12 protein-coding genes are annotated in these 21,578 nt (G+C 68.6%); 7 read left to right on the plus strand and 5 right to left on the minus strand.

Annotation, left to right across the window (positions count from 1 at the left end; all coding sequences use genetic code 11):
* Positions 1–9 precede the first annotated feature (9 nt).
* Positions 10–5,376 (minus strand): AAA family ATPase, encoded by a 5,367-nt coding sequence (locus tag ACJ8AT_RS39860; protein ID WP_407743246.1) that lies wholly within the window; start codon positions 5,374–5,376, stop codon positions 10–12.
* A gap of 167 nt (positions 5,377–5,543) precedes the next feature.
* On the opposite strand from ACJ8AT_RS39860, the gene ACJ8AT_RS39865 reads away from it, so the two are divergent.
* Both ACJ8AT_RS39865 and ACJ8AT_RS39870 read left to right on the plus strand, forming a co-directional pair.
* Positions 5,544–7,526 carry a protein kinase domain-containing protein gene (locus tag ACJ8AT_RS39865; RefSeq protein WP_407743247.1) on the plus strand — a complete coding sequence of 661 codons (1,983 nt, stop codon included), beginning with the start codon at positions 5,544–5,546 and terminating at the stop codon, positions 7,524–7,526.
* Positions 7,527–7,571: 45 nt separating this feature from the next.
* Positions 7,572–9,158 (plus strand): adenylate/guanylate cyclase domain-containing protein, encoded by a 1,587-nt coding sequence (locus tag ACJ8AT_RS39870; RefSeq protein ID WP_407743248.1) that lies wholly within the window; start codon positions 7,572–7,574, stop codon positions 9,156–9,158.
* A 21-nt stretch (positions 9,159–9,179) separates the two neighbouring features.
* Here the strand turns inward: ACJ8AT_RS39870 and ACJ8AT_RS39875 are convergent, their stop codons facing one another.
* Complete coding sequence (locus tag ACJ8AT_RS39875; protein WP_407743249.1) at positions 9,180–9,860, minus strand: Crp/Fnr family transcriptional regulator; 681 nt, start codon at positions 9,858–9,860, stop codon at positions 9,180–9,182.
* A 232-nt stretch (positions 9,861–10,092) separates the two neighbouring features.
* Here ACJ8AT_RS39875 and ACJ8AT_RS39880 point away from each other — a divergent pair, with 232 nt between their 5' ends.
* Positions 10,093–11,478 (plus strand): cyclic nucleotide-binding domain-containing protein, encoded by a 1,386-nt coding sequence (locus ACJ8AT_RS39880; protein WP_407743250.1) that lies wholly within the window; start codon positions 10,093–10,095, stop codon positions 11,476–11,478.
* Between the two features lie 5 nt (positions 11,479–11,483).
* Here the strand turns inward: ACJ8AT_RS39880 and ACJ8AT_RS39885 are convergent, their stop codons facing one another.
* Positions 11,484–13,007 carry an ATP-binding protein gene (locus tag ACJ8AT_RS39885; protein WP_407743251.1) on the minus strand — a complete coding sequence of 508 codons (1,524 nt, stop codon included), beginning with the start codon at positions 13,005–13,007 and terminating at the stop codon, positions 11,484–11,486.
* A gap of 208 nt (positions 13,008–13,215) precedes the next feature.
* Here ACJ8AT_RS39885 and mfd point away from each other — a divergent pair, with 208 nt between their 5' ends.
* Complete coding sequence (gene mfd / locus ACJ8AT_RS39890; protein ID WP_407743252.1) at positions 13,216–16,800, plus strand: transcription-repair coupling factor; 3,585 nt, start codon at positions 13,216–13,218, stop codon at positions 16,798–16,800.
* Positions 16,801–16,821: 21 nt separating this feature from the next.
* On the opposite strand, the gene ACJ8AT_RS39895 is transcribed toward mfd, so the two are convergent.
* Both ACJ8AT_RS39895 and ACJ8AT_RS39900 read right to left on the minus strand, forming a co-directional pair.
* Positions 16,822–17,274 carry a DUF6896 domain-containing protein gene (locus tag ACJ8AT_RS39895; RefSeq protein ID WP_407743253.1) on the minus strand — a complete coding sequence of 151 codons (453 nt, stop codon included), beginning with the start codon at positions 17,272–17,274 and terminating at the stop codon, positions 16,822–16,824.
* A gap of 2 nt (positions 17,275–17,276) precedes the next feature.
* Positions 17,277–18,290 (minus strand): peptidylprolyl isomerase, encoded by a 1,014-nt coding sequence (locus ACJ8AT_RS39900; protein ID WP_407743254.1) that lies wholly within the window; start codon positions 18,288–18,290, stop codon positions 17,277–17,279.
* 208 nt (positions 18,291–18,498) lie between these two features.
* Between ACJ8AT_RS39900 and ACJ8AT_RS39905 the strand changes: the two genes are divergently transcribed.
* The 3 genes from ACJ8AT_RS39905 (at position 18,499) to ACJ8AT_RS39915 (ending at position 21,577) form a co-directional block, all read left to right on the plus strand.
* The gene (locus tag ACJ8AT_RS39905) at positions 18,499–20,229 is read left to right on the plus strand and encodes a chloride channel protein (RefSeq protein WP_407743279.1); all 1,731 of its coding nucleotides are present in this window, start codon (positions 18,499–18,501) and stop codon (positions 20,227–20,229) included.
* 1 nt (position 20,230) lies between these two features.
* Positions 20,231–20,611, plus strand: a complete 381-nt coding sequence (locus tag ACJ8AT_RS39910; protein WP_407743255.1) for a hypothetical protein — start codon at positions 20,231–20,233, stop codon at positions 20,609–20,611.
* Positions 20,612–20,737: 126 nt separating this feature from the next.
* The gene (locus tag ACJ8AT_RS39915; RefSeq protein ID WP_407743256.1) at positions 20,738–21,577 is read left to right on the plus strand and encodes a sulfite exporter TauE/SafE family protein; all 840 of its coding nucleotides are present in this window, start codon (positions 20,738–20,740) and stop codon (positions 21,575–21,577) included.
* Position 21,578: the final 1 nt, after the last annotated feature.

Below are 21,578 nucleotides of genomic sequence, written 5' to 3' on the forward strand. Positions count from 1 at the left end.
CGCTGTCCCTCACACCGTGGGGGCGCGCTTGGGCAGCTCGATGATCAGCTCGGTGAACTCTCCCTCCGCCGACTCCACCCGCATGCTGCCCCGGTGGCCTTCCACGACGATGTTGTGGCTGAGAGAGAGCCCGAGCCCAGTCCCCTCACCGGCCGGCTTGGTGGTGAAGAACGGATTGAACACCTTGCCGAGCAGGGGCTCGGGGATGCCCATGCCATTGTCCCGGATGCGGACCTCCACGCGCTCGCCGAGATCCCTCGTGCTCACCCGCAGGCAGGGCGAGAACTCCTCCCGCGCCGCGCTCTTCTTGCGCTGCAGGGCGTAGCACGCGTTATCCACCGCGTTGATGAACACGCGGCTGAGCTCCGGCGCCACCATGTCCACCTCGGGCACGCCCGGATCGTAGTCCGTCTGGATGCTCGCCTCGAAGCCCGGCACCTTGGTGCAGAACCCGCGGTAGCCCAGGTTGAGGCTCTCCGCGAGCACGGCGTTGAGGTCCGCGGGAGATCTCGTGCCGGGCTGCTCCCGCGAGTGCATCAACATGCCATTGATGATCTGGGTGGCTCGGTTGCCGTGGTCGCGGATCTTCATCACGCTCTGATGAAGCTGAAGGAGCACCTCCCGCTGGGCCTCCGCGGGCATCCGCGTCTGCGGTGAGGCCAGATCCTTCACCAGCTCGTCCGCGTACTCCGCGGACAGCTCCGCGAAGTTGCTGATGAAGTTGAGGGGATTCTTCAGCTCATGGGCGATGCCCGCGGTGAGCGCGCCGAGCGAGGCCAGCTTCTCCTGCGCCACGAGCTGCTTCTGGGTGTCGCGCAGCTGGCTCATCGCCCGGCTCAGCTCCTCGTTCTTCGCCTGGAGCTCGCGCGTGCGCGCCTCCACCCGTTGCTCGAGCGTGTGGCTGTACTCCTCCTGCTGTGCGTAGAGGAGCGCGTTCTCGAGCGAGAGCGCGGCCTGCGCGGAGAGCAGGCGCAGCACCTCCAGCCGGTCCGCGGTGAAGACGCCCGCCATGTAGTTGTTCTCCAGGTAGAGGATGGCCATCAGCCTGCCCTGGTTGATCAACGGCGCGCAGAGCACCGATCGGAGGCGGTGCTGGACCACGTAGGGATCCCGGGAAAAGAGCCCCTCCGCCGAAGCATTGTCCAGCACGACGTTCTCCCGCGTCCGCGCGACAAACTGGACGATGGCCTCCGACAGCAGCGTGCAGCCCTCCAGCGGCACCGAGAGCCGGGCAAAAGAGGCCGACCTCACCTCCTGCACGGCCTCGATGAGCAGCCTGTCATCTCGCACCAGCACGAGCGCCCCGCGCTGCGCGCCGGCGTTCTCGATCAAGATGCGCATCAACCGCTCCAGCAACGGCTCGAGCAGGATCTCCCCCGAGACGGCCTGCGCGGCCTTGACCACGGTGGCCAGATCCAGCAGCGGCCCGCTCGTGTCGTTAGATGAGATGGAGCCCGCAGTCTGGCTCTTGTCCTCTACCGGGGCTTGCTTCCTCATGAATACCTCCGGGTAACGCTTCTCCAGTTGAGCCACCTTGGCCTCGGCCCCCCAGCGCCGGTAAGCGGCGGCCGCATCCCGGAGGCTGTCATGCGCGAGGCGCTCTCTGCCGATGGATAGGAAGAACTCCCCCGCGAGCTCGTGGCACAAGGCTTCATGGTTCAGGTAGCGGTTCTTCCTCGCGCCGCCCGCCGCTTCCTCATAGAGCCGGGCCGCGTTGAGGAAGTCCCCACGCACCCGCGCGAGCTCCGCCTCCACCAGCTGGTAGCGATGCAGCGAGTTCATCGGCGCGTGCTCCGCCCAGCGCTTCAGCTTCTCCTGATTCTTCTCCACCCGGGCCAGGTAGCGGGCCCGGTCCGGCTCGGAGGCGCCGCCACACGCCGAGAGGAGCGCCAACGACCCGAAGAAGTTCTGCTCCAGATGAGCGACATTCCCCAGCGCCGTGCTCATGTAGGGCTCGCGAGCCTCTGTCATGGCGACCGCCAGCTTCGCATCCCGGAAGAAGCAGGCCAGGATGATCTTCATCAGGTAGATGCGCGCCAGGCCCGAGATGAACCCCGACGTCATGGCCGCCAGCAGCTCCTCCTCTTCATCGAAGGACTCGCCCACCATGCGCGTGGGCTCCGCGGACTGGCCCATCAGGTTCAGGCTCGCCTGCCGGACGGCGCGGATGGCATGAGAGCCCATCTCCAGCTTCAAGCGCTTCATCTGGTCCAGGTAGCGGTCGTTCTCCTGGAGCACCTCCTCCAGCGGCAGGCCGGAGCAGAAGACGTGCGTGGAGAGATAGGCGGCGGAGTACGCCGTGAACTCCAGGTCGCCGCTGTCCAGCCCTGCCTGGATCGCCTCCCTCAGCGGCGTGAACGTCTCTCGCAGGTGCTTCTTCCAGTGCAGGATGAAGGCCGTGGTGATCAAGTACACCTTGCACTTGAGCTGCTTCGCCCCCAGACGCTCGAGCAGCGTCAGCGCGATCTCCCGGTAGACAGCGCCCGCGTCGAGATCATCCACGATGGCCGTGAGCGCCAACCCATACACGGAATAGAAGTACGGGGCCTCGGGCGCGTTGCCATGCAGCAGGCACAGCTTCACCATCTCCAGGGAGATGAAGCAGGAGTCGAGCGCATTGCTCATGTAGGCCGCCGAGGTCACCGGCACGGTCACCTGGCAGGCCGCCAGCCAGCGAGGATCCGTCATGGGCGGCAGGCTCAGCAGGGCCTCCTGACTCTGGCCCGCCGTCAGCTTCTGGACCGAGCTCAACGCCTCGAGGAACGCAGGAAGCGCCACGCTCCGGCGCAGCTCCAGCCCCAACAACTGGAGCGCCCGATAGGCCTCTTCCAGCGCTCGGTTGACGTCCTTCCTCACCGAAGCAAAGGTGATTCGCGTGTTGTAGACCTTGAGCTTCTCCAGCACGTCCCGGCTCTTGGAGAGCACCAGCTCCGAGAGCGCCTCGCCCTGCTCCGAGCGCGAGTTGAGGTACTCCGCGTCCATCGCCTCCAGGTGCAGCTCGAGGCAGAGCGGATAGCGCTGGCTCCACGCGTCCTCCGGGAGCAGCCAGAGCCCCGTGGAGAAGTAGCGCAGCGCTGGCTCGAAGGCGGCGGAGGCCTTGGCCTTCCGGCCCGCCAGCAGGTTGAGCCGCGCCACCTCGTAGCGCTCCTCCTCGCCCGTCACCAGGGAGCTGCCCAGGTTGAGCTGGTGGACCACGTCGATGAGCCGCTCCTCCAACTGCTCAGGCGTCAGGCTGGCCAGCAGCATCCTGGCGATCTTCAGGTGCAGCTGGGCCCGCGTCCCCTCCGGGATGAGGGAGTAGGCCGCCTGCTGGACGCGATCGTGCAGAAACCGGTACGTGGCGTCCGCCGCCCCGCCCTGCTCCACCAGCCGCCAGCGGTCGTCCATTGGCAGGATGAGGCCCTCCTCGATGGCCGGGTACAGCCGGGCGGCCACCTCCGCGGGCAACCTCTCGTGCACGATGGCCAGGGACGCCAGCGGGAAGCGATTGCCCATACACGCCGCCAGCTCCAGCACCCGCTGCGTCGCCTCGGGGAGCTTCTGGAGCTTGCGAGTCATCAGCTCGATGACGCTCTCGGTGAGCCCCCGCGCGCGGATGACCTCGACGTCCCAGGCCCACTGGGCCGCGTCTGGATCAAAGTCGATGAGCCTGTCCTCGTACAGCGCGCGCAGGAGCTGCCCGATGAAGAAGGGATTGCCCCCCGAGCGCTCCCAGAGCAGCCGCGCGAGCGGCGCCGAACGCCCCGGGTCGCAGCGGAACGTGTCCGAGACGAGCTGAACCACGTGCTCGAACTCGAGCGGCGCCAGCGTGAGCGGAGTAAGCGGCACGCCCTCCTTCGCCAGCGCCTCCAGCAGCAGGCGCAGCGGATGCGCGCTGCTCACGTCACTCTCGCGGTAGGCGCCGACGATCAGCAGGTGTTGGATCCTCGGCTCGAGCAGCAGCGCCTGAAGCAACTGGAGCGAGGGCAGGTCCGCCCACTGCAGATCATCCAGGAAGAGCACCAGCGGGTGTTGCCCCGACACCAGCGCCATCACGAAGCGCTGGAACACGAGGGTGAAGCGGTGCTGCGCCTCCTGGGAAGACAGCTCCGGCACCGGCGGCTGCGGCCCCAGCAGTTGCTCCAGCACGGGCAGCACGTCGATGACCACCTGCCCATTGCCTCCCAGGGCCTCGCTCAATCTCTGGCGCCAGGGGGCCAGCTGCGCCTCGCTCAGCGTCAGCAGGTGCCGGACGAAGTCGGTGAAGCCGTGAATCAGCGGAGCGTAGGGAATGTCCCGCTGGAGCTGGTCGAACTTCCCGGAGACGAAGTTGACGCGGCGGTCCAGCACCGGCCGCTGGATCTCATGCACCAGCACGCTCTTGCCCAGGCCGGAGTCGCCTCCCACCAGCGCCAGCTCGGCCCGGCCCCGAGCCGCCCGGTCGAGCGCCTTCAGGAGCTCTTCAATCTGCGCGGCCCGGCCATAGAGCTTCTGCGGGAGCTGGAACCGGCTGGAGATGTCATTGCGGCCCGGGAGGAAGTCTGGCAATCCCAGCTCCACCCCCCGGGCTCCGGAGCTCCAGGCCTCGAGACAGTCCTCCAGGTCTGACTGCACCCCGAGCGCGCTCTGGTAGCGATCCTCGGCCGTCTTCGCGAGCAGCTTCATCACCACGTCCGAGAGGGGACGAGGGATGGCCGGCTCCAGCTCGTGGGGAGACACCGGCCGCTGCGCGATGTGCAGATGAACGAGCTCGACTGGATCCGCCGAGGTGAACGGCACCCTCCCGGTGAGCAGCTCGTAGAGCGTCACTCCCAGTGAGTACAGATCCGAGCGGGAGTCGATGGCCCGGTTCATCCGCCCTGTCTGCTCGGGCGAGATGTAGCGCAGCGTCCCCTCCAACAGATTGGGGCTGAGGAGGGTGGGGTTCTCCCGCGCCATCAGCGAGGCCAATCCAAAGTCAATGAGCCGCACCTCCTCCCGGGCAGGCTCGATGACGATGTTGGAGGGATTGATGTCCTTGTGGATGACGTTCTGCCGGTGGACCGCGGCCAGCGCGGCAGCCAGCCGGATGCCCAGCCGCAGGGCCTCTTCCAGCGGAAGCCGGCGCTCCTCCAAAATGGCGCGGAGCGTCAAAGCTCCGCGATCCTCCATGACGATGGCCCAGTTGCGCCGCACGGGCTCCAAGGCCAGCACCACCACCGCCCCCTCCCCAGACACCCTGCGGCCGATCTCGTACTCGCGCTTGAAGCGGGTCGCATCCTCGAAGCTGGGGTACTCTTCTGCCATCAGTTTGAGGACCACAGGCAGGCCATCGCTCTCGCGGCGCGCCCGATAGACTAGAGTCCGAGCGCTCCTGTGGATCTGAGCCTGGAGCTCGTATCCAATGATCCCCAACATCGGTTTCTCCGCGGGGATCCCCGGCCGCTTTTGGGATAGATGGGGGTCCTCAGCGTGTGTGAGTGTACGCCAATCACATGTTATAGTGCGGCCCAATTGGAACGCTCCCAGTGGAATCGTTCCCTCTTGTCTGGGGATTACCCCAGTCCGTCCATGGGATAGGTGGCATGCCGGAACGCCCGATCGGTGGCAGGTACATCCTGGAGAGAAGCATTGCCGGTGGCGGCATGGGCACCATCTGGCTGGCGCTCGACGAGCAGCTCCAGCGGCGCGTGGCGCTCAAGCTGCTGGCCTCCCATCGCCTGTCTTCGCCCGGGGCCCGGCAGCGCTTCGCGCAAGAGGCCAAGGCGGTCGCCCGCGTGCACAACCCACACGTGGTGCAGATTCACGACTACGGCATTGATGCCGAGGTGCCCTATCTGGTGATGGAGCTGCTGGAGGGCGAGGATCTCGAAGCGCTCATCGATCGCCGCCAGCGGCTCACGCCGACCGTGATCCTGCCCCTGCTCAACCAGGTGGCGCGGGCGCTGACGGCGGCCCACGCCGCTGGGGTGATCCACCGCGATCTCAAGCCCGCCAACCTCTTCCTGGCCCGCATCGACGGCGAGGAGGTGGTGAAGGTCCTCGACTTCGGGCTGGCCCTGCTGGACGTGGGGGCCGACTCCCCGTCCGAGGGCAAGGAGCTGGCGGGGACTCCCCGCTACATGAGCCCCGAGCAGATGCAGGGCCAGCGCAACGTCGATCCGCGCAGCGATCTCTGGTCCCTGGGCGTGGTGCTCTACCGGCTGCTCACCGGCCAGTTCCCCTTCTCGGCGGACGCGCTCGAGGCCCTGCGCACCGGCGCCTCCGCCGCGCCCATCCCTCCCTCGAGCGTCGTGCCGGAGCTGGGGCCGGAGGCGGATGAGTTCTTCTCGCGCGCCCTGACGGCCGATCCCTGCCAGCGCTTCACCTCCGCCCGCGAGATGGCCGCCGCCTTCTCCACGCTGCTGCTGACTGGGCGGCCCACCCGCGCCTCGAAGATCTTGATCGTCGACGACGAGCCGGACATGGCGCTGGTGATGAAGCAGCGCTTCCGCAAGCAGATCCAGGACTCGGTCTACGAGTTCATCTTCGCCGCCAACGGCGAGGAGGCGCTGGAGATGCTGCGCCTGCACCCGGACACCGACGCCATCCTGTCGGACCTGAACATGCCGAAGATGGACGGGCTCACCTTCCTGGGCCGGGTGGGCGAGGTGCACCCGCTGGTCAAGGTCATCATCGTCTCGGCCTACAGCGACATGAGCAACATCCGCACGGCGATGAACCGCGGCGCCTTCGACTTCCTGGTCAAGCCCATCAACTTCCAGGACCTGAAGACCACGCTGGAGAAGACGCTCAAGCACGTGGGCGAGATGCGCAGGATGCTGCGCTCCACCGAGGAGAATGATCTGCTGCGGATGTTCGTGCACGGCGGCGTGGTGGAGCGCGTGCTGTCCACGGCGCGCGCGCCCATGGGGATGGCCGGAGAGCGGGTGGAGGCCACGGTGGCCTTCATCGACATGAAGGACTTCGCCCCCGTCATCCGCAACGAGCAGCCCGAGGCGGCCATCCGGCGGCTGAACGCCAACTTCGAGGTCATCGTCCCCGAGCTGACCTCGCGGGGCGGCGTGGTGGACAAGTTCATCGGGGATGCGGTGATGGCGGTGTTCCGGGGCCAGGGGCACCTGGGGCGGGCGCTGGATGCGTGCCTCTCGGTGCGCCAGCAGCTTCGGGCCATGGCCTTCCGCGGCGGCGAGCAGTCCCCCTATGCGCATGGCGTCTGCATTGGCCTGGACTCGGGCGAGCTGCTCTCGGGCAGCATCGGCGCCCGGGCGCTGGGGCGGCTGGACTACACGGTGCTCGGGGACGTGGTGAACACGGCGGCGTGGCTATCCTCCATGGCGGGCAAGGATCAGATCCTCATCCGCGACAACCTCAGCGGCCGGCTGGACTCGGGCTTCGAGTGCATGGCGGCCGGAGAGCGCCCGCTGCACGGGGTGAGCGCTCCGCTCAAGGTCCACGAGGTGGTGGGCCGCAGGGTGGTGCCCCCCACCGCCGCGGACTCCACGGCCTCCGCCGTCTCGCCCTCCGAGAGCGAGGAGCCCCTCATGGCGGCGAGCAAGCCTGACTAATAGCCCACCGCTCGGTTCGATCTCGACTGACTCCCCGGAGTGACCATGTGGCTCATCATGAATCCAGGCCTGCTCACCGAGCGGGTCATCCCGCTGCCTGAAGGGGTATCGACCATCGGGCGCACGGAGGAGAACAGCGTCTGCGTGCTCCACGCCAGCCTGTCGCGCAAGCACGCGCGGCTCGAGCGCCAGGGCGAGCGGGTGCTGCTCTTCGATCTCGGCAGCAAGAACCACACGTGGGTCAACGACTCCAAGGTGGAGCACCGCGAGCTGAAGCCGGGAGACACCTTTCGCTGCGGGGAGGTGACCTTCAAGCTGATGCTGCCGGCCAGCGAACCGAAGCCCTCGCGCATCCAGGATCTGCGCACGCGCTTCTCTCCGGCCTCGATGGATGATCTGCTCCTGTCGGAGCACACGCCCGGCAGCTCCGTGCTGAAGGTGCGGCAGAAGCCCACCGGGGACAGCCGCGCCGCCGCGAAGCTCCAGGTGCTGCTCAAGGCCAGCCAGATGCTCTCCTCGCTGGGCGCCATCGACGAGCTGCTCTCGCGCATCATCCAGCTGGTGTTCCAGATTTTGGAGGTGGACCGCGCGGCCATCTTCCTGGTGGACCCCGCCACCAACACGCTGCGCCCCCGCGTGGCCCGGCTCTCCTCGGGCCAGGAGCCCTCCGGGCCCTTCGCCAGCCAGCAGATCATCGAGTACGTGCGCAGCCGCAGCGTGGCGGCGCTCTTCGCCGATGCGTTGCAGGATCCGCGGCTGGAGGGGGCCTCGTCGGTGATGATGCAGTCCATCCACGCCTCCATGTGCGTGCCGCTCAAGCCGCACAACGACGTGCTGGGCGTGCTCTACGTGGACAACCTCAGCCAGGCCAACCGCTTCACCGAGGAGGACCTGGAGTTCCTCACCGCCTTCGCCAACCAGGCGGCGATTGCCCTGGAGAGCTCGATGCTCTCCCAGCGCCTCGCGGAGGAGGCGGTGCTGCGCAACACCTACCTGCGCTTCTTCCCCGCCCCCGTCATCAAGAAGCTCCAGAGCACCCAGGGCGCTCCGCTCGAGCGAGTGGAGACGGAGGTGACGGTCCTCTTCTCGGACATCAGCGGCTTCACCTCGCTGTCCTCCACCCTGCATCCGATGCAGGTGATGGATCTGCTCAACGAGTACTTCCCGGTGATGGCGGACATCGTCTTCCGCCACGAGGGCACGTTGGAGAAGTACATCGGCGACGCGCTGATGGCGATCTGGGGCGCGCCGTTCCCCCAGCCCGACGACGCGGACCGGGCGCTGCGCGCGGCGGTGGAGATGCAGCACGCGCTGGCGGACCTCAACGCCCGGTGGAAGCCTCAGGGCAAGCCGGAGCTGAAGATCCACGTGGGGCTGAACACGGGCCGCGTGGCCGCGGGCAACATCGGCTCCGAGCAGTACCTGCAATACGCCACCATCGGAGACGCCACCAACGTGGCCAGCCGCATCTGCAGCGCGGCCTCGGATGGGGAGATCTGCATCTCCGACTCCACCTTCCAGCGCACCCGCGAGCGCTCCTGGCCACTGACGAAGCTGCCCCCCGTGCTGGTGAAGGGCAAAGCGGAGCCCCTCACGCTCTACCGGCTGGACTGGCGCACCCTGCTCACCTGAGGCGCGGCAGGCGCCAGGGGCTCATTCCGCTTCCTGCCCGAGCCGCTCGGGCCGCACCAGGGTGATCTGCCCTCCCTCGTAGGAGAGCAGGCCCTCGCGCACATAGAAGCGCAACCACTTGTTGGTGCTCTCCCGGGTGAGCCCGCACAGGTTGGCCAGCTCCGTCTGGGTCAGCTTCTGGGTGATGACCACGCCCTCGGCCGCGGGCTGGCCCTGGTTCTCGGCCAGATCCAGCAGGACGCGCACCAGGCGCGTGCGCGCATCCAGGAACGTCGTGTCATGCACCAGCTGGGTGACGCGCCGCACCAGCCGGCTCAGCGAGGACAGCATCCTCATGGCCACCTGGGGGCGCTCCTCCAGGAACTTCCGGAAGTCCTCCCGCTGGAGGCTCAGCAGGTCCACCTCCTCCCGAGCCACCGCGTCCGTCGAGCGGGGCTCGTCATCCAGGAGCGCCAGCTCGCCAAACACGTCGCCGCGATCCAGCAGCGCCAGGATGACCTCCTTGCCATCCTCGGAGCTGAGGCGGATGGCCACCTGGCCCTTGCGCAGGATGTAGAGCGCCGTGCCCACATCCCCCTGGTGGAAGATGACCTCGCCCTTGGCATAGCGCCGGGAGCGCAGGACGGTGGACAGGTGCTCCAACTCCTCTGGCTGGAGGTTCTCGAAGAAGGAAATCTTGGCCAGAAGCGGTGCGTACGACATGGCTTCACTTCCTCCATCCACGGGGGTCCCTGATCCCTATCTCAAATAGGTGCGGACCCTCGAAAGAATAAGTGCAAGGCCTGCGAGAACGAACCGATGCCAGGAGATGATTGGCCGGGCCATACCTGAAGACTGTGCGCGGGCTCACTGCCAGGCTGTGAACTGGCTCACAGCGCCTCTCCGGGGGGAGTTCTACGGTAGCACCATCAACCCTCGCCCCGTGGAGCTGCCCATGCCCAGGACCCTCCGAGACCTGTCCCTTGCTTCCCAGGCCCCTCACTCCACCTCCGAGCGCCTCCAGAGCGGCCGCTCGCCCTCGCGGCACGAGGCCGCCGAGTTCGAGCTGGAGAGCGCGGCCCGGTCCTTGCTGCGCCGCGCCAAGGACAAGGCCACGGAGCTGCTGGCCCAGGGGGAGCTGAAGGCGGCGCTCGAGCTGTTCCAGGCGGTGGCGCAGAAGGCGCCGCACGAGCCCGTGTGGCGGCAGAAGGCCGCCGAGATCCTCCAGCGGCTGGGGCGCACCGCCGAGGCCATCACCGAGTATGAGGCGGTGGCCGAGGCGTGGGCGAAGACGGGGTGGCTGCTGCGCGCCATCGCGGTGTGCAAGGTCATCCTCCAGCTCGATCCGAGGCACACCCGGACCCAGACGCTGCTGGTCCAGCTGCACGGCCGACACGAGCAGCCCCGCGGCCTGGCGTCCCAGGAGCAGCCCACGGCCCTTCCTTCGGGGCTCGCGAAGGTGCGGCGGCTCGCGCCGGCCCAGGGGGGCGAGGCGGCGCTCGCGCCGATGGCGCCCATCCCGTTCTTCTCCTCGCTCGGGCGAGAGATGTTCCTGGAGGTGCTCGCGGGCGTCGAGCGGCACCAGTACGCGCCAGGAGAGCTCGTCGTGCGCGAGGGCACCCCGGGCCGCTCCATGTTCATCATCGCCGAGGGCGAGGTGAGCGTGACGCGCCAGTGCGAGCAGGGCCAGCCCATCACCCTGGCGAAGCTGGGCGAGGGCGAGCTGTTCGGGGAGCTGGCGCTGCTGTGCGAGGGGCCGCGGCTGTCCAGCGTGATGACCACGAAGGAGACGGTGCTGCTGGAGTTCTCCCGCGAGCGCATGGAGAGCATCGCCGGGCGCTACCCCCAGCTGGCCGAGATCCTCCAGCGGCTCTACGAGGATCGGCTGCTGGCCAACGTGCTGCGCAGCAACCCCCTCTTCGCCGGCTGGCCGGAGTCCCTGCGCAAGACGGTGGCGACGGCCTTCACTCCCGTCACGGTCAAGGCCGGCGAGGAGATCCTCGTCCGGGGGCAGTCCAGCCACGCGCTCTACCTAGTGCTGCGGGGCCGCTGCGCCGTGTTGCACCCGCACGTGGACGGCCACGAGACGCCCTACCCGGATCTGATCGAGGGGGATGTGTTCGGGGAGATCTCCCTGCTGCGCAGCAAGCTGGTCACCGCCACGGTCCGAGCCACGACGCCGTGCCTGCTGCTGAAGCTGGAGCGGGTGGTGCTGGACAAGCTCATGCCGCACCACCCCTTCCTGGCCAAGGAGCTGCAGCGGCTGGGCGCCGAGCGCATGCTGCGGACCACCATGCTGCTGTGCGGCCGCCCCATCCACCTGGGCGACTCCCGCGTCTGAGCCGGCTACGCGCACCTCTCGCCCGGCTGCTCGAGCTTGGAGGTGGAGTCCTCCACCGTGCCGCTCGGCGCCGGCACCGAGCGCGGGAGCAGCAGGATGAAGCTGGTGCCCTCCTCCCGCGTGGAGGAGACCTCCACGCTGCCGCCGTGAGCCTGGATGATCTGCGCGACGATGTAGAGCCCCAGCCCCAGCCCTCCGGCCTTGGGCGGCTTGCCCGCGGCGCTCTCGGAGTGGTGGAAGGGCTCGAAGAGGCGGGCGCGCAGGGACTCCGGAATGGGAGCCCCCGTGTTGTGCACCTCCACGCGCTGCAGGGACGGCAACCCCTCCAGGCGCACGCTCACCGGCGTGCCGGCGGTGCTGTGCTGGAGCGCGTTGGCCACCAGGTTGGAGAGCACCTGGGCCATCCGCTCCTCGTCCCAGAAGCCGCGGCAGTCACCTCGCACCTCCAGGTGGATGTCCCGGTCCGGGTGGGCCAGCTCCAGCTCGGAGATGATGCGGCGGCACACGTCGTCCAATGCCACGTCCCTCGGGCGCAGGGGGATGCCGCCCGCCATGCGCGCCCGCGTGAAGTCCAGCAGCTGCCTCACCAGCCGGGCCATGCGCTCCGCGCTCGAATCGATGCGCTGCACCACGCGCCGCACCTCCGGCGTCAGCGTGTCGCGCGCGAGCAGGGCGGCAGAGGACAGGCGGATGGCGGCCAGCGGGTTGCCCAGATCGTGCCCCAGCACGCCAATGAAGCGCTCGCGGAAGCGCCCCTCCTGCTCCCGCTCCTCCTCCTGCCGCCGGCGCACGGTGATGTCCCGGCTGATGCCGAACAGGCCGTACACCGCCCCATCCGGCTGACGCAGCACGCCCTTGATGGACTGCCAGATGCAGCCGAAGCCCGGGCCGCCATCCGCGTCCTCATAGGTGGCCGTCTGTCCCGAGTCGAACACCGCCCGATCATGCGCCACCGTCGCCGCGGCGGCCTGCGCCCCCATCAACTCCAGATCCGTATGCCCCAGGACCTCCGCGAGGGGGCGGCCGAAGGCCCGCGCCGCCGCGGTGTTGAGCAGGACATAGCGCCCCGAGAGATCCTTCACGAAGACCGCGTCCGTGGTGCTCTCGATGACGGCGTGGAGCAGATCTCGATCCCGGCGCAGCGCCACCTCGGCCGCCGCCCGCCGGGTGGAGTCCTCCAGGAACAAGGTGAGGCCGCCCTCGCACGGAGCCAGCCGGGCCTGAAGCCAGGCCATGCCCTTCGGAGTGCTTCGGCCGTAACGCTCCTGCTCCGGCACCTGCCGCTCCGCCACTCGCACACAGGCATCAAAGAGGCTGCACTCACCCACCCACGGCGCCTCGTCCAAGAGCCGCAGCCCCGGAGTGGGCAGCAACCCGAGCACTCCCAGGTGCTCACGGGCCGGGGAGGCGCTCACACACTCGAAGTCAATGATGCGCCCTTCGGGCGATCGCAGCGCCCGAAGTAGCACCCAGACGTCCGCTGCGGACGCGTCGCCGTAGATGGAAACTGGCTCGCTCCAGGATCGCATGTCTTCGCCTCGCGGCGCCCCCGATTCCTACCCTCTAGCTTATCGCTGACGCCCCCTGCCTGGAAAACCGCCCGGCCCCTGGGTGTGCCAGGGATGGTGGCTGGCAGACACAGCGAGAAAGCCGAACATTTGTCGCCAGCCTGCCCGGTGCTCAGTCTTCGTTGACCCGCTCCAGGCGGCCTCTTATAGGCGTTGGCTCGGTTCCACGATGGACACTCCCTTCGGTCAAAGACTGGGCGTCGAGGCCTTGCGCGGTGCTCCTCCCGCGGTGGGAGACCCCTTCGCGCAGGCGCTGGAGCGGCTCCAGCCCGGGCGCCGTGTACGGACGCAGGGCGTGCAGGGCGCCGCCCGTGGCTATGTGCTCGCTCGCCTCTCACGCAGTCTGAAGACGCCGCTCGTCTGCGTGGCGGTGGACGAGGAGGCAGCCGACGCCCTGGCGTCTGATCTAGCCTTCTTCCTGGGGGGCAACGGCACCGCCTTGGATCCGCGCGTGCTGCGCCTGCCCGCGGACGAGGTGCTGCCCTATGACGAGCTGTCCCCCGAGCCGACCGCCATTAGCGAGCGCCTGGGCGCGCTCTTCCAGCTGAGCCAGGGCACGCGCTTCCCGGCGCTGGTGATCTCCGTGCGCGCCCTGCTGCGCAAGGTGCTGCCGCCGCCGGTGATGAGCTCGCTGTCCGCGCTGGTGAGCGTGGGCCAGGACTTCGATCGCGACTCGCTGGCTCGCAAGCTCGCCTCCATGGGCTACCAGTCCAGCCCGCTGGTGGAGGATCCAGGGACGTTCTCGGTGCGCGGCGGCATCCTGGATGTCTTCAGCCCGCTCTACGAGCGGCCCGTGCGGCTCGAGTTCTTCGGGGACACCATCGAGTCCATCCGGACGTTCGAGCCGGACAACCAGCGCACGGTGGATTCGATCAAGCAGGTGTACCTGGTGCCGGCGCGCGAGGCGATGCTCACCGAGCAGACCCGCCCGCGCGCCGAGGCCGCCGCCCGCGCCGTGGCCGACCGCATCAACCTGCCCACCATCAAGCTGCGCGAGCGGCTGGAGGCGCTGCGCGAGGGCCTGCCCAGCTTTGGGCTCGAAGGCCTGCTGCCCGGCTTCTTCGAGGGCGGGCTGGGCACGCTCTTTGACTACCTGCGCCTGTGGACGAAGGATCCGCTCTTCTACTTCGATGATCCGGTGGGCCTGGACCGCGCGGCGGGCGACTTGTGGGCGGAGCTGGAGCGCTCCTTCCAAGCGGCGGACGAGCGGCAGGACTTGACGTTCCCGCCCTCGGAGCACTTCCTCACGCGCGAGCAGGCGGAGGCGCAGCTTGCCGGAGCACGCGTGCTGGAGGGCGGAGGGCTGGCGCTCACCCCGACCGAGCAGCCTCCCGTGCTCTTCGCCTTTGGCACGACCCAGGATCTGCGCGAGGCCATCCTGGCCCACCATGGCGAGGAGGGGGCCCTCACGCCGCTGGTGGAGCGGCTGCAACGCTGGAGGGAGCTGCGAGTCGCCTGCGCCATCGCGTGCGGCACGCTGAGCCAGGCGGACCGGCTCAAGCGCCTGCTGCTGGAGCGCAACGTGATGGTCCGCATCCACGAGGAGCCGCTCGAGGATGCGGGCAAGCTGTACGAGCCCTCCGTCTCCGCGCACCTGTTTCCGCTGGAGGTGAGCCACGGCTTCGTGGACGGCTCGGGCGGCATGGCCCTGCTGGCCGACGAGGAGATCTTCGGCGTCCGGGCCCGGCGCCGCGTGCGGCGCTCGAAGAAGATGGAGGCCTTCGGCGCGGGCTTCCAGGATCTCAAGGAAGGCGACCTCATCGTCCACAGCGACTTCGGCATCGGCCGCTACGCGGGCCTGACGAAGATGCAGGTGCAGGGCGTGCCCGGAGACTTCCTGGTCCTGGAGTACGCGGGGAAGGACAAGATCTACCTTCCGGTGAGCCGCATGCGGCTCATCCAGAAGTTCACCGGCGGGGATCCGAGCAAGGTCCAGCTCGACAAGCTGGGCACGGCGAGCTGGGAGAAGACGAAGAAGCGCGTCAAGGAACAGCTCCTCAAGATGGCGGCGGAGCTGCTGCAGATCGCCGCCGCGCGCAAGGCGCACCCGGGCCACGCCTTCTCCGCGCCGGACCGCTACTTCCACCAGTTCGAGGCGGACTTCGAGTTCGAGGAGACGCCAGACCAGGCCAAGGCCATCGAGGACGTGCTCGCGGACATGCAGAAGTCCATGCCCATGGACCGGCTGGTCTGCGGCGACGTGGGCTACGGCAAGACGGAGGTGGCGATGCGCGCCGCCTTCAAGGCCACGTTGGATCGCAAGCAGGTGGCGGTGCTGGTGCCCACCACGGTGCTGGCGCAGCAGCACTTCCTGTCCTTCAAGAAGCGCTTCAAGGACTACCCGGTCACCGTGGAGGTGATCTCCGGGATGAAGAAGCCGCCCGAGGTGCGGGCCATTCTCAAGCGCGCCCAGGAGGGCAAGGTCGACATCCTCATCGGCACGCACAAGCTGCTGGCCGGGGACGTGGCCTTCAAGGATCTGGGGCTGCTGGTGGTGGACGAGGAGCAGCGCTTCGGCGTGAAGCAGAAGGAGCAGCTCAAGCGGCTGCGCACGCAGGTGGACGTGCTCACGCTGACGGCCACGCCCATTCCGCGCACGCTCCACATGTCCATGTCCGGCGTGCGAGACATGAGCATCATCGCCACGCCGCCCGAGGACCGGCGGGCGATCCGCACCTTCGTGATGAAGTTCGATCCGCCCGTCCTCAAGGAGGCCATCGAGCGCGAGGTGGCTCGCGGCGGGCAGGTGTTCTTCGTGCACAACCGGGTGCAGTCCATCGCCTCGATGGAGCGGCTGCTCCGGGAGCTGGTGCCGAACATCACCATCGGCGTGGCGCACGGGCAGATGGGCGAGGGCCAGCTCGAGAAGGTGATGCTGGAGTTCACCGAGAAGAAGTACCAGGTGCTGCTGTGCACCTCGATCATCGAGAGCGGCATCGACATCTCGAGCGCCAACACGATGATCGTCAACCGGGCGGATGCCTTTGGCCTGGCGCAGCTCTACCAGTTGCGCGGGCGCGTGGGCCGCTCCAAGGAGCGCGCGTACGCGTACCTGCTGGTGCCAACGCGGCGGACGATTACCCGGGACGCGCAGCGGCGCTTGGAGGTGCTCCAGAACTTCACCGAGCTGGGCGCGGGCTTCTCGATCGCCAGCCATGACCTGGAGATCCGCGGCGCGGGCAACCTGCTGGGCGAGAAGCAGTCCGGAGCCATCGCGGAGATCGGCTTCGACATGTACGCGCAGCTCCTGGAGGAGGCGGTGGCGGAGCTCCAAGGCCAGCCGCCGCGCACGCAGATCGAGCCGGAGATCACCCTGCCCCTGGCGGCGCTCATCCCGGACGACTACGTGCCGGACGTGCACCAGCGGCTGGTGTTCTACAAGCGCTTCGCCCAGTCCAGCCACCCGGACGAGGCGACGGATCTGCGCGCCGAGCTGGTGGACCGCTACGGCGAGGCGCCCGACGAGGTGGACAACCTCTCGGAGATCACACTGCTGAAGATCGACATGCGCGACTTGAGGCTACGGGCGCTGGAGTCCGGCGCCGGGCGGCTGGTGGTGACGCTGGGCGCGGACGCGCTGCTGGACGGGCCCAAGGTGGCCATGCTGGTGCAGCGCTCCAAGGGCGTGTACCGGCTGACTCCGGACATGAAGCTCATCGCGAAGATTCCGGAGGGCACCAAGGGTCAGGCGCTCGTGGTCGAGGCCAAGAAGGTGCTGCGAGATTTGCACACCTGCGCGATGCCACAGGCGTGAGTTCCCTATTGTCTCATCCCCTCAGTTCGAGCGGGTGAGCCTCCACATCCGGACTCCCGAGCGCTCGCGCTCGACGAGGCCCAGCCCCTCCAGCGCCACCAGCCACTGCTCCAGGGAGCGCTCGTCGTCCGTGGGGAAGTCCCGGGCTCCCATCCGAACGGTGTTCACGTTGAGGGACTCGAAGTACACCATCAGCCGCCACGCATCGAACACCTCGGGCGTGCCCACCGCCCGGTGTACCTCCACCGTCCACCGGGACTCCTCACCCTGGAAGCCCACTCCGGCGCCATGACGTTGGAAGCGCCAGCGCTCGCCTCGGACAGTGAGCTCACCATGGCGAGGAATGCGCTTGGCCGCCCACGGGTCCAGCGCTTCCGGGTGGAACTGCATCCAGGCCTTCACCAGCTCCGCCTGCAACGAGACGAACCGGCGCAGCAGCTCCAGGCCTCCTGCTTCGGATGTGCCTTCAGCCACGCTCACCGGGTGGGCGGCGGCGTGGGGAGGAAGCCGGGCATGGGGCCCGAGGGAGCCGCCTGCGGCGCCTGGAGATCCACCTTGAGCTTCTGCAGGGCCGCCTCGTCCGTCTTGAAGTGGGCGCGCTCCTGGAGCTCCTCGGTGAACTTCCCCACGCGCGCGTCCCGCTTCTCGCGAGCCAGCCGCGTGCGCAGCTGCGCGCTCACCGAGCCCAGGGACTGGTTCTTCTCGGGCCGCACGTCCGTGAGCTTGAGCAGGTGGAAGCCCGTGTCGGACTCCACCACGGGCGACATATCTCCCGGCTGCTTCAGCTTGCTGGCGGCGGCGGCCACCTCTTCTCCCAGCCGAGCCTTCAGCTCGTCGGGGGTGACCAGGTGCGTGTCCGCCTCGGCGGGCTTCGCGGCCGGGTTGCCCGAGGCCTGGGCGATCAGCGTGTCGAAGGCGTCGAAGTCCAGCGGCTGGAGCTTGTTCGCCTTGTCCAGCAGCGCCTGCGCCAGCTTCTTCTTCGCGGCCCGGTCCGGGCTGCCCTTGGGCGCCGGCACCAGCAGGTGCGAGTAGCGCGCACGGGCCGGTTGGACGAACTCGGCCTTGTGCGCCTCGTAGTAGGCGGAGAGCTCCTCGTCCGTGATGGGCGGCGCCTTCTCGTCGAACTCCTTGATCAGCAGCTGCTGCACCATGGCGCGCTTCATCGCCTCCCGCACCTCCGGTTCGTTCTCCAACCCCCGGCGTCGCGCCTCGGCGACGAAGAGCTCGAAGCGCGCCAGCCCCTGCGCGTACTCTCGCTGTTGATTGATGGTCTCGACACGGGTGCGCGCCGCTGGGTTCATCTGCGCGATGTAGCCCTGCAGCTGCTCGAGGGTGACGCCGCCCCCATCGAAGGTCACCACGGGCGTACCCTTGGGCATGCCCTCCGATGCGCCGGCCGCAGCGGACTTCGAGTCCTTGCCCTCCTTGTCGCAGCCGGCGAGCAAGAGGAACGACAGGGTCACCACGGACAGGGAGCAAGAGAGGCGCATAGGGCAGGCGATTCGCTAGCACCCTCCTGCCACGAGCGGCAAGACACGGATGCAAGTCCTGCTGCCCAGCCCCCTGGCCCGCTCGGGGAGCCGCCCCGCCCGTCGCCCCGGGCGCACAGCAGACAGGCATGCGAGCGGGAGTCGGCACGGGCCGCCTGTGCTCCCTAGATTGCATGGCGTGGCTACGCTCTCGCGACCTGCACCCGGGCTGGAGCCCCTCCTGGGCTTCCGCCTCCGGGCCCGAAGACTCCTGCGCGAGCTGGTGCGGGCGGAGCGCCGCTTCTGGCTGCTCGTCGCGCTGGTGGGGTTGATCTCGGGGCTCGGCGCGGTGGTCCTGCTCAAGGTGCTCCGTGTCGCCCAGCACCTCTTCTGGAGCAGCGACGTGGAGGGGTTCCTGTCCGGCGTTCAGTCCGCGCCAGCGTGGCGGCGCTTCCTCGTGCCCGTGCTGGGCGGCGCCCTGGTGTCCCTGGTGTCTCTGATCATCGGCCAGCCGCTGCGAGGGCACGGCACCGCCGGCATCATCGAGTCCATCTGGGTCAAATCCGGACGCCTGCCGCTGCCCCGGGCGCTGCTCCGAGGCTTCATCTCCATCGTCGCGGTGGCGCTCGGGGCTCCGCTGGGCCGCGAGGGAGCGTTGCTGCAGACAGGCGCCGCGAGCGGCTCCGCCCTGGCGAAGAGGCTGAGGCTGGGGCCCGGGCAAGCCCGGCTGCTGGTGGCGTGTGGCGCGGCGGCGGGCGTGGCCTCGGCCTACAACGTGCCCATCGGCGGAGCCCTCTTCGGCCTGGAGGTACTGCTCGGCTCGTTTGCCCTGGAGCTGTTCGGTCCCATCGTCGTGGCGTGCGTGGTGGCCACGCTCGTCTCGCGCATCCTCATCTCCAGCCACCCCAGCTACGTCATCCCGCGCTACGAGCTGCTGCACCCTCGCGAGCTGGGGCTGGCCATGCTGCTGGGCGTCCTCCTGGGCGGGGCCTCCGCGCTCTACGTGCGAGGCATCAACGTCCTGTCGGATCTGCTCGATCGCATCCCCCGGAAGCTCTCGCCCTTCCTGCCCCTCTTCGCCATGACCTTGGTCGGCATCGCGGCGATCTGGCTGCCGCACCTGCTGGGCAATGGCTATGACGCGGTGAACGCGGCGCTCCTGGGGAAGCTCTCGCTGCTGCTGCTGCTGGTGCTGCCGTTGGCCAAGCTGCTGGCCACCTCGCTGTGCGCGGGCGCGGGCGTGCCGGGCGGGCTCTTCACACCCTCGCTCTTCTATGGAGCGCTGCTGGGCGGCGCCTTCGGGCAGCTCCTGCAGATGTTCTGGCCGGGAGGCGCGCCGAGCGGCGCCTATGCCCTGCTCGGAATGGGCGCCGTGCTCGCGGGCACCACCCACGCTCCCGTGTCCGCCGTCCTCATCATCTTCGAGCTGACGGGCGACTACGGGCTCATCCTCCCGCTGATGCTGGGGGCGTTCCTGTCCACGGTCATCAGCCGCAAGCTCGAGCCCGAGTCGCTCTACACCTCCGTGCTCAACCGCCGCAACGTGCGGATCCCCGCCAGCGTCCCCGACTGGCTGCGCGAGGAGGGGCCTCGCGCCCTGCTGACGCCCGTGCGAGATCGCGTCTCGCCGTCCGCCTCCTTCCAGGAGGTGGTCGTGCTGCTGCTGGAGCAGCCACCCGGGACGGACCTCTATGTCACCGATGAGGAGGGCCGCTACCTGGGGACCATCGCCCTGGATGATCTCAAGGGCCACCTGCCAGACCACTCGCTGCTGGGGGCCACCATCGCGGCGGACGTGATGGACCGGCGCATCCACCCGATCACGCCGGATCTCTCCCTGGCCGAGGTGGCCACGCGCTTCTCGCAGACGGCCCTCGAGCGGCTGCCCGTGGTGGATCATGCCCGGCAGTTGCTCGGCACAATCTCCAAGAGCGACGTGTTGAAGCAGGGGCGCTTCTGAGATGGCAGCCGTGGACACCGAGCCGGCCGAGGATCGCACGCGCGTGTGGGGCATCATCCTCATGGGCCTGTTGAGCGTGGTGCTGACCGTCGTGCTGATCCGGACACGGCCCTCCGAGCATCCCGAGGCCCAGGAGCCTTCCAGTCCGCCCAGCGTCCAGGGAACCACCGCCCCGCCGGAGCAGGGAGCCCCAGACTCCCCCCAGTCGAACTCCGGGGCGTACTATCGGGGCTGGCCCATGTTCGAGGGCTGGCCGCTGCCCCAGGTGCCTTCAGGAACCGGCGGGAGTGGCTCCGAGACGGACCAGGGCCAGCACCCCAAGCCTCAAGCCCCTCCCGAGGCGGGCGCTCCTCCACCGGCTTCAGCCCCGCACGCGCCCTGAAGCGCAGAGCTGTCTCTGTTTCATGCTGTACAAGATGCGAAGCAGGCAAGGTGGCAGGCCGCGCCCCCCACGCGCGCCGTGATTGTGCCCGAGCAGCGGCTACGGAAGGATGTGCCTGCCCGTCCCATGACTCCCTTTGCTTTCACCGCCGCCGTGCTCGCCTTCTCCATCGGAGCAGGCCTGCTGGGCTCTCTGCTCGGACTGGGCGGCGGCATCATCCTGGTCCCCGTCCTCACGCTCCTGCTCAAGGTGGACATCCGCTACGCGGTGGGAGCCTCCATCATCTCCGTCATCGCCACCTCGAGCGGCGCGGCCGCCGCCTATGTGCGGGACCGGATGGCCAACCTGCGCGTGGCCATGTTTCTGGAGCTGGCCACGACGGCGGGCGCGCTGACGGGAGCGCTGCTCGCGGGCGTGGTAGGGGGACGGGGCCTCTACATCACCTTCGGCGCGGTCATGGCCTACTCCGCGGTGGCCATGATGCGGAAGATGGGCGGAGGCGCGCAGAGCGCCCCGCCGCCGGATGCGCTCGCTGACCGGCTGAACCTCCACGGGAGCTATTGGGATGAGTCCCTGGGCCGCGAGGTGGAGTACCGCGTCTGCCGCCCCACCACGGGCCTGGGCCTGATGTACGTGGCGGGGACGGTGAGCGGGCTGCTGGGCATCGGCTCGGGCTCGCTCAAGGTGCCGGCGATGGATCTGGCCATGCGACTGCCCCTCAAGGTCTCCACGGCGACCAGCAACTTCATGATCGGCGTGACGGCCGCGGCCAGCGCCGGGGTCTACTTCGCGCGAGGCGACATTGATCCCTTCATCGCCGGCCCCGTGTGCGTGGGCGTGACGCTGGGCGCCTTCGCGGGTTCTCGGTACCTGTCGAAGATCAAGAGCACCTGGCTGCGCGGGCTCTTCGTGCTGGTGTTGCTGTGGGTGTCCTTCGAGATGCTGCGCAAGGGCTGGAGGGGCTGAG

Origin of the sequence: Hyalangium sp. (assembly GCF_045802625.1) — a bacterium.
Classification (GTDB): domain Bacteria; phylum Myxococcota; class Myxococcia; order Myxococcales; family Myxococcaceae; genus Hyalangium.

Coding starts and splice junctions, on each gene's coding strand:
- ACJ8AT_RS39900 (WP_407743254.1), bottom strand. CDS start 18,290: ATGCGCCTCTCTTGCTCCCTGTCCGTGGTGACCCTGTCGTTCCTCTTG.
- ACJ8AT_RS39875 (WP_407743249.1), bottom strand. CDS start 9,860: ATGTCGTACGCACCGCTTCTGGCCAAGATTTCCTTCTTCGAGAACCTC.
- ACJ8AT_RS39865 (WP_407743247.1), top strand. CDS start 5,544: ATGCCGGAACGCCCGATCGGTGGCAGGTACATCCTGGAGAGAAGCATT.
- ACJ8AT_RS39860 (WP_407743246.1), bottom strand. CDS start 5,376: ATGTTGGGGATCATTGGATACGAGCTCCAGGCTCAGATCCACAGGAGC.
- ACJ8AT_RS39885 (WP_407743251.1), bottom strand. CDS start 13,007: ATGCGATCCTGGAGCGAGCCAGTTTCCATCTACGGCGACGCGTCCGCA.
- ACJ8AT_RS39910 (WP_407743255.1), top strand. CDS start 20,231: ATGGCAGCCGTGGACACCGAGCCGGCCGAGGATCGCACGCGCGTGTGG.
- ACJ8AT_RS39880 (WP_407743250.1), top strand. CDS start 10,093: ATGCCCAGGACCCTCCGAGACCTGTCCCTTGCTTCCCAGGCCCCTCAC.
- mfd (WP_407743252.1), top strand. CDS start 13,216: ATGGACACTCCCTTCGGTCAAAGACTGGGCGTCGAGGCCTTGCGCGGT.
- ACJ8AT_RS39870 (WP_407743248.1), top strand. CDS start 7,572: ATGTGGCTCATCATGAATCCAGGCCTGCTCACCGAGCGGGTCATCCCG.
- ACJ8AT_RS39915 (WP_407743256.1), top strand. CDS start 20,738: ATGACTCCCTTTGCTTTCACCGCCGCCGTGCTCGCCTTCTCCATCGGA.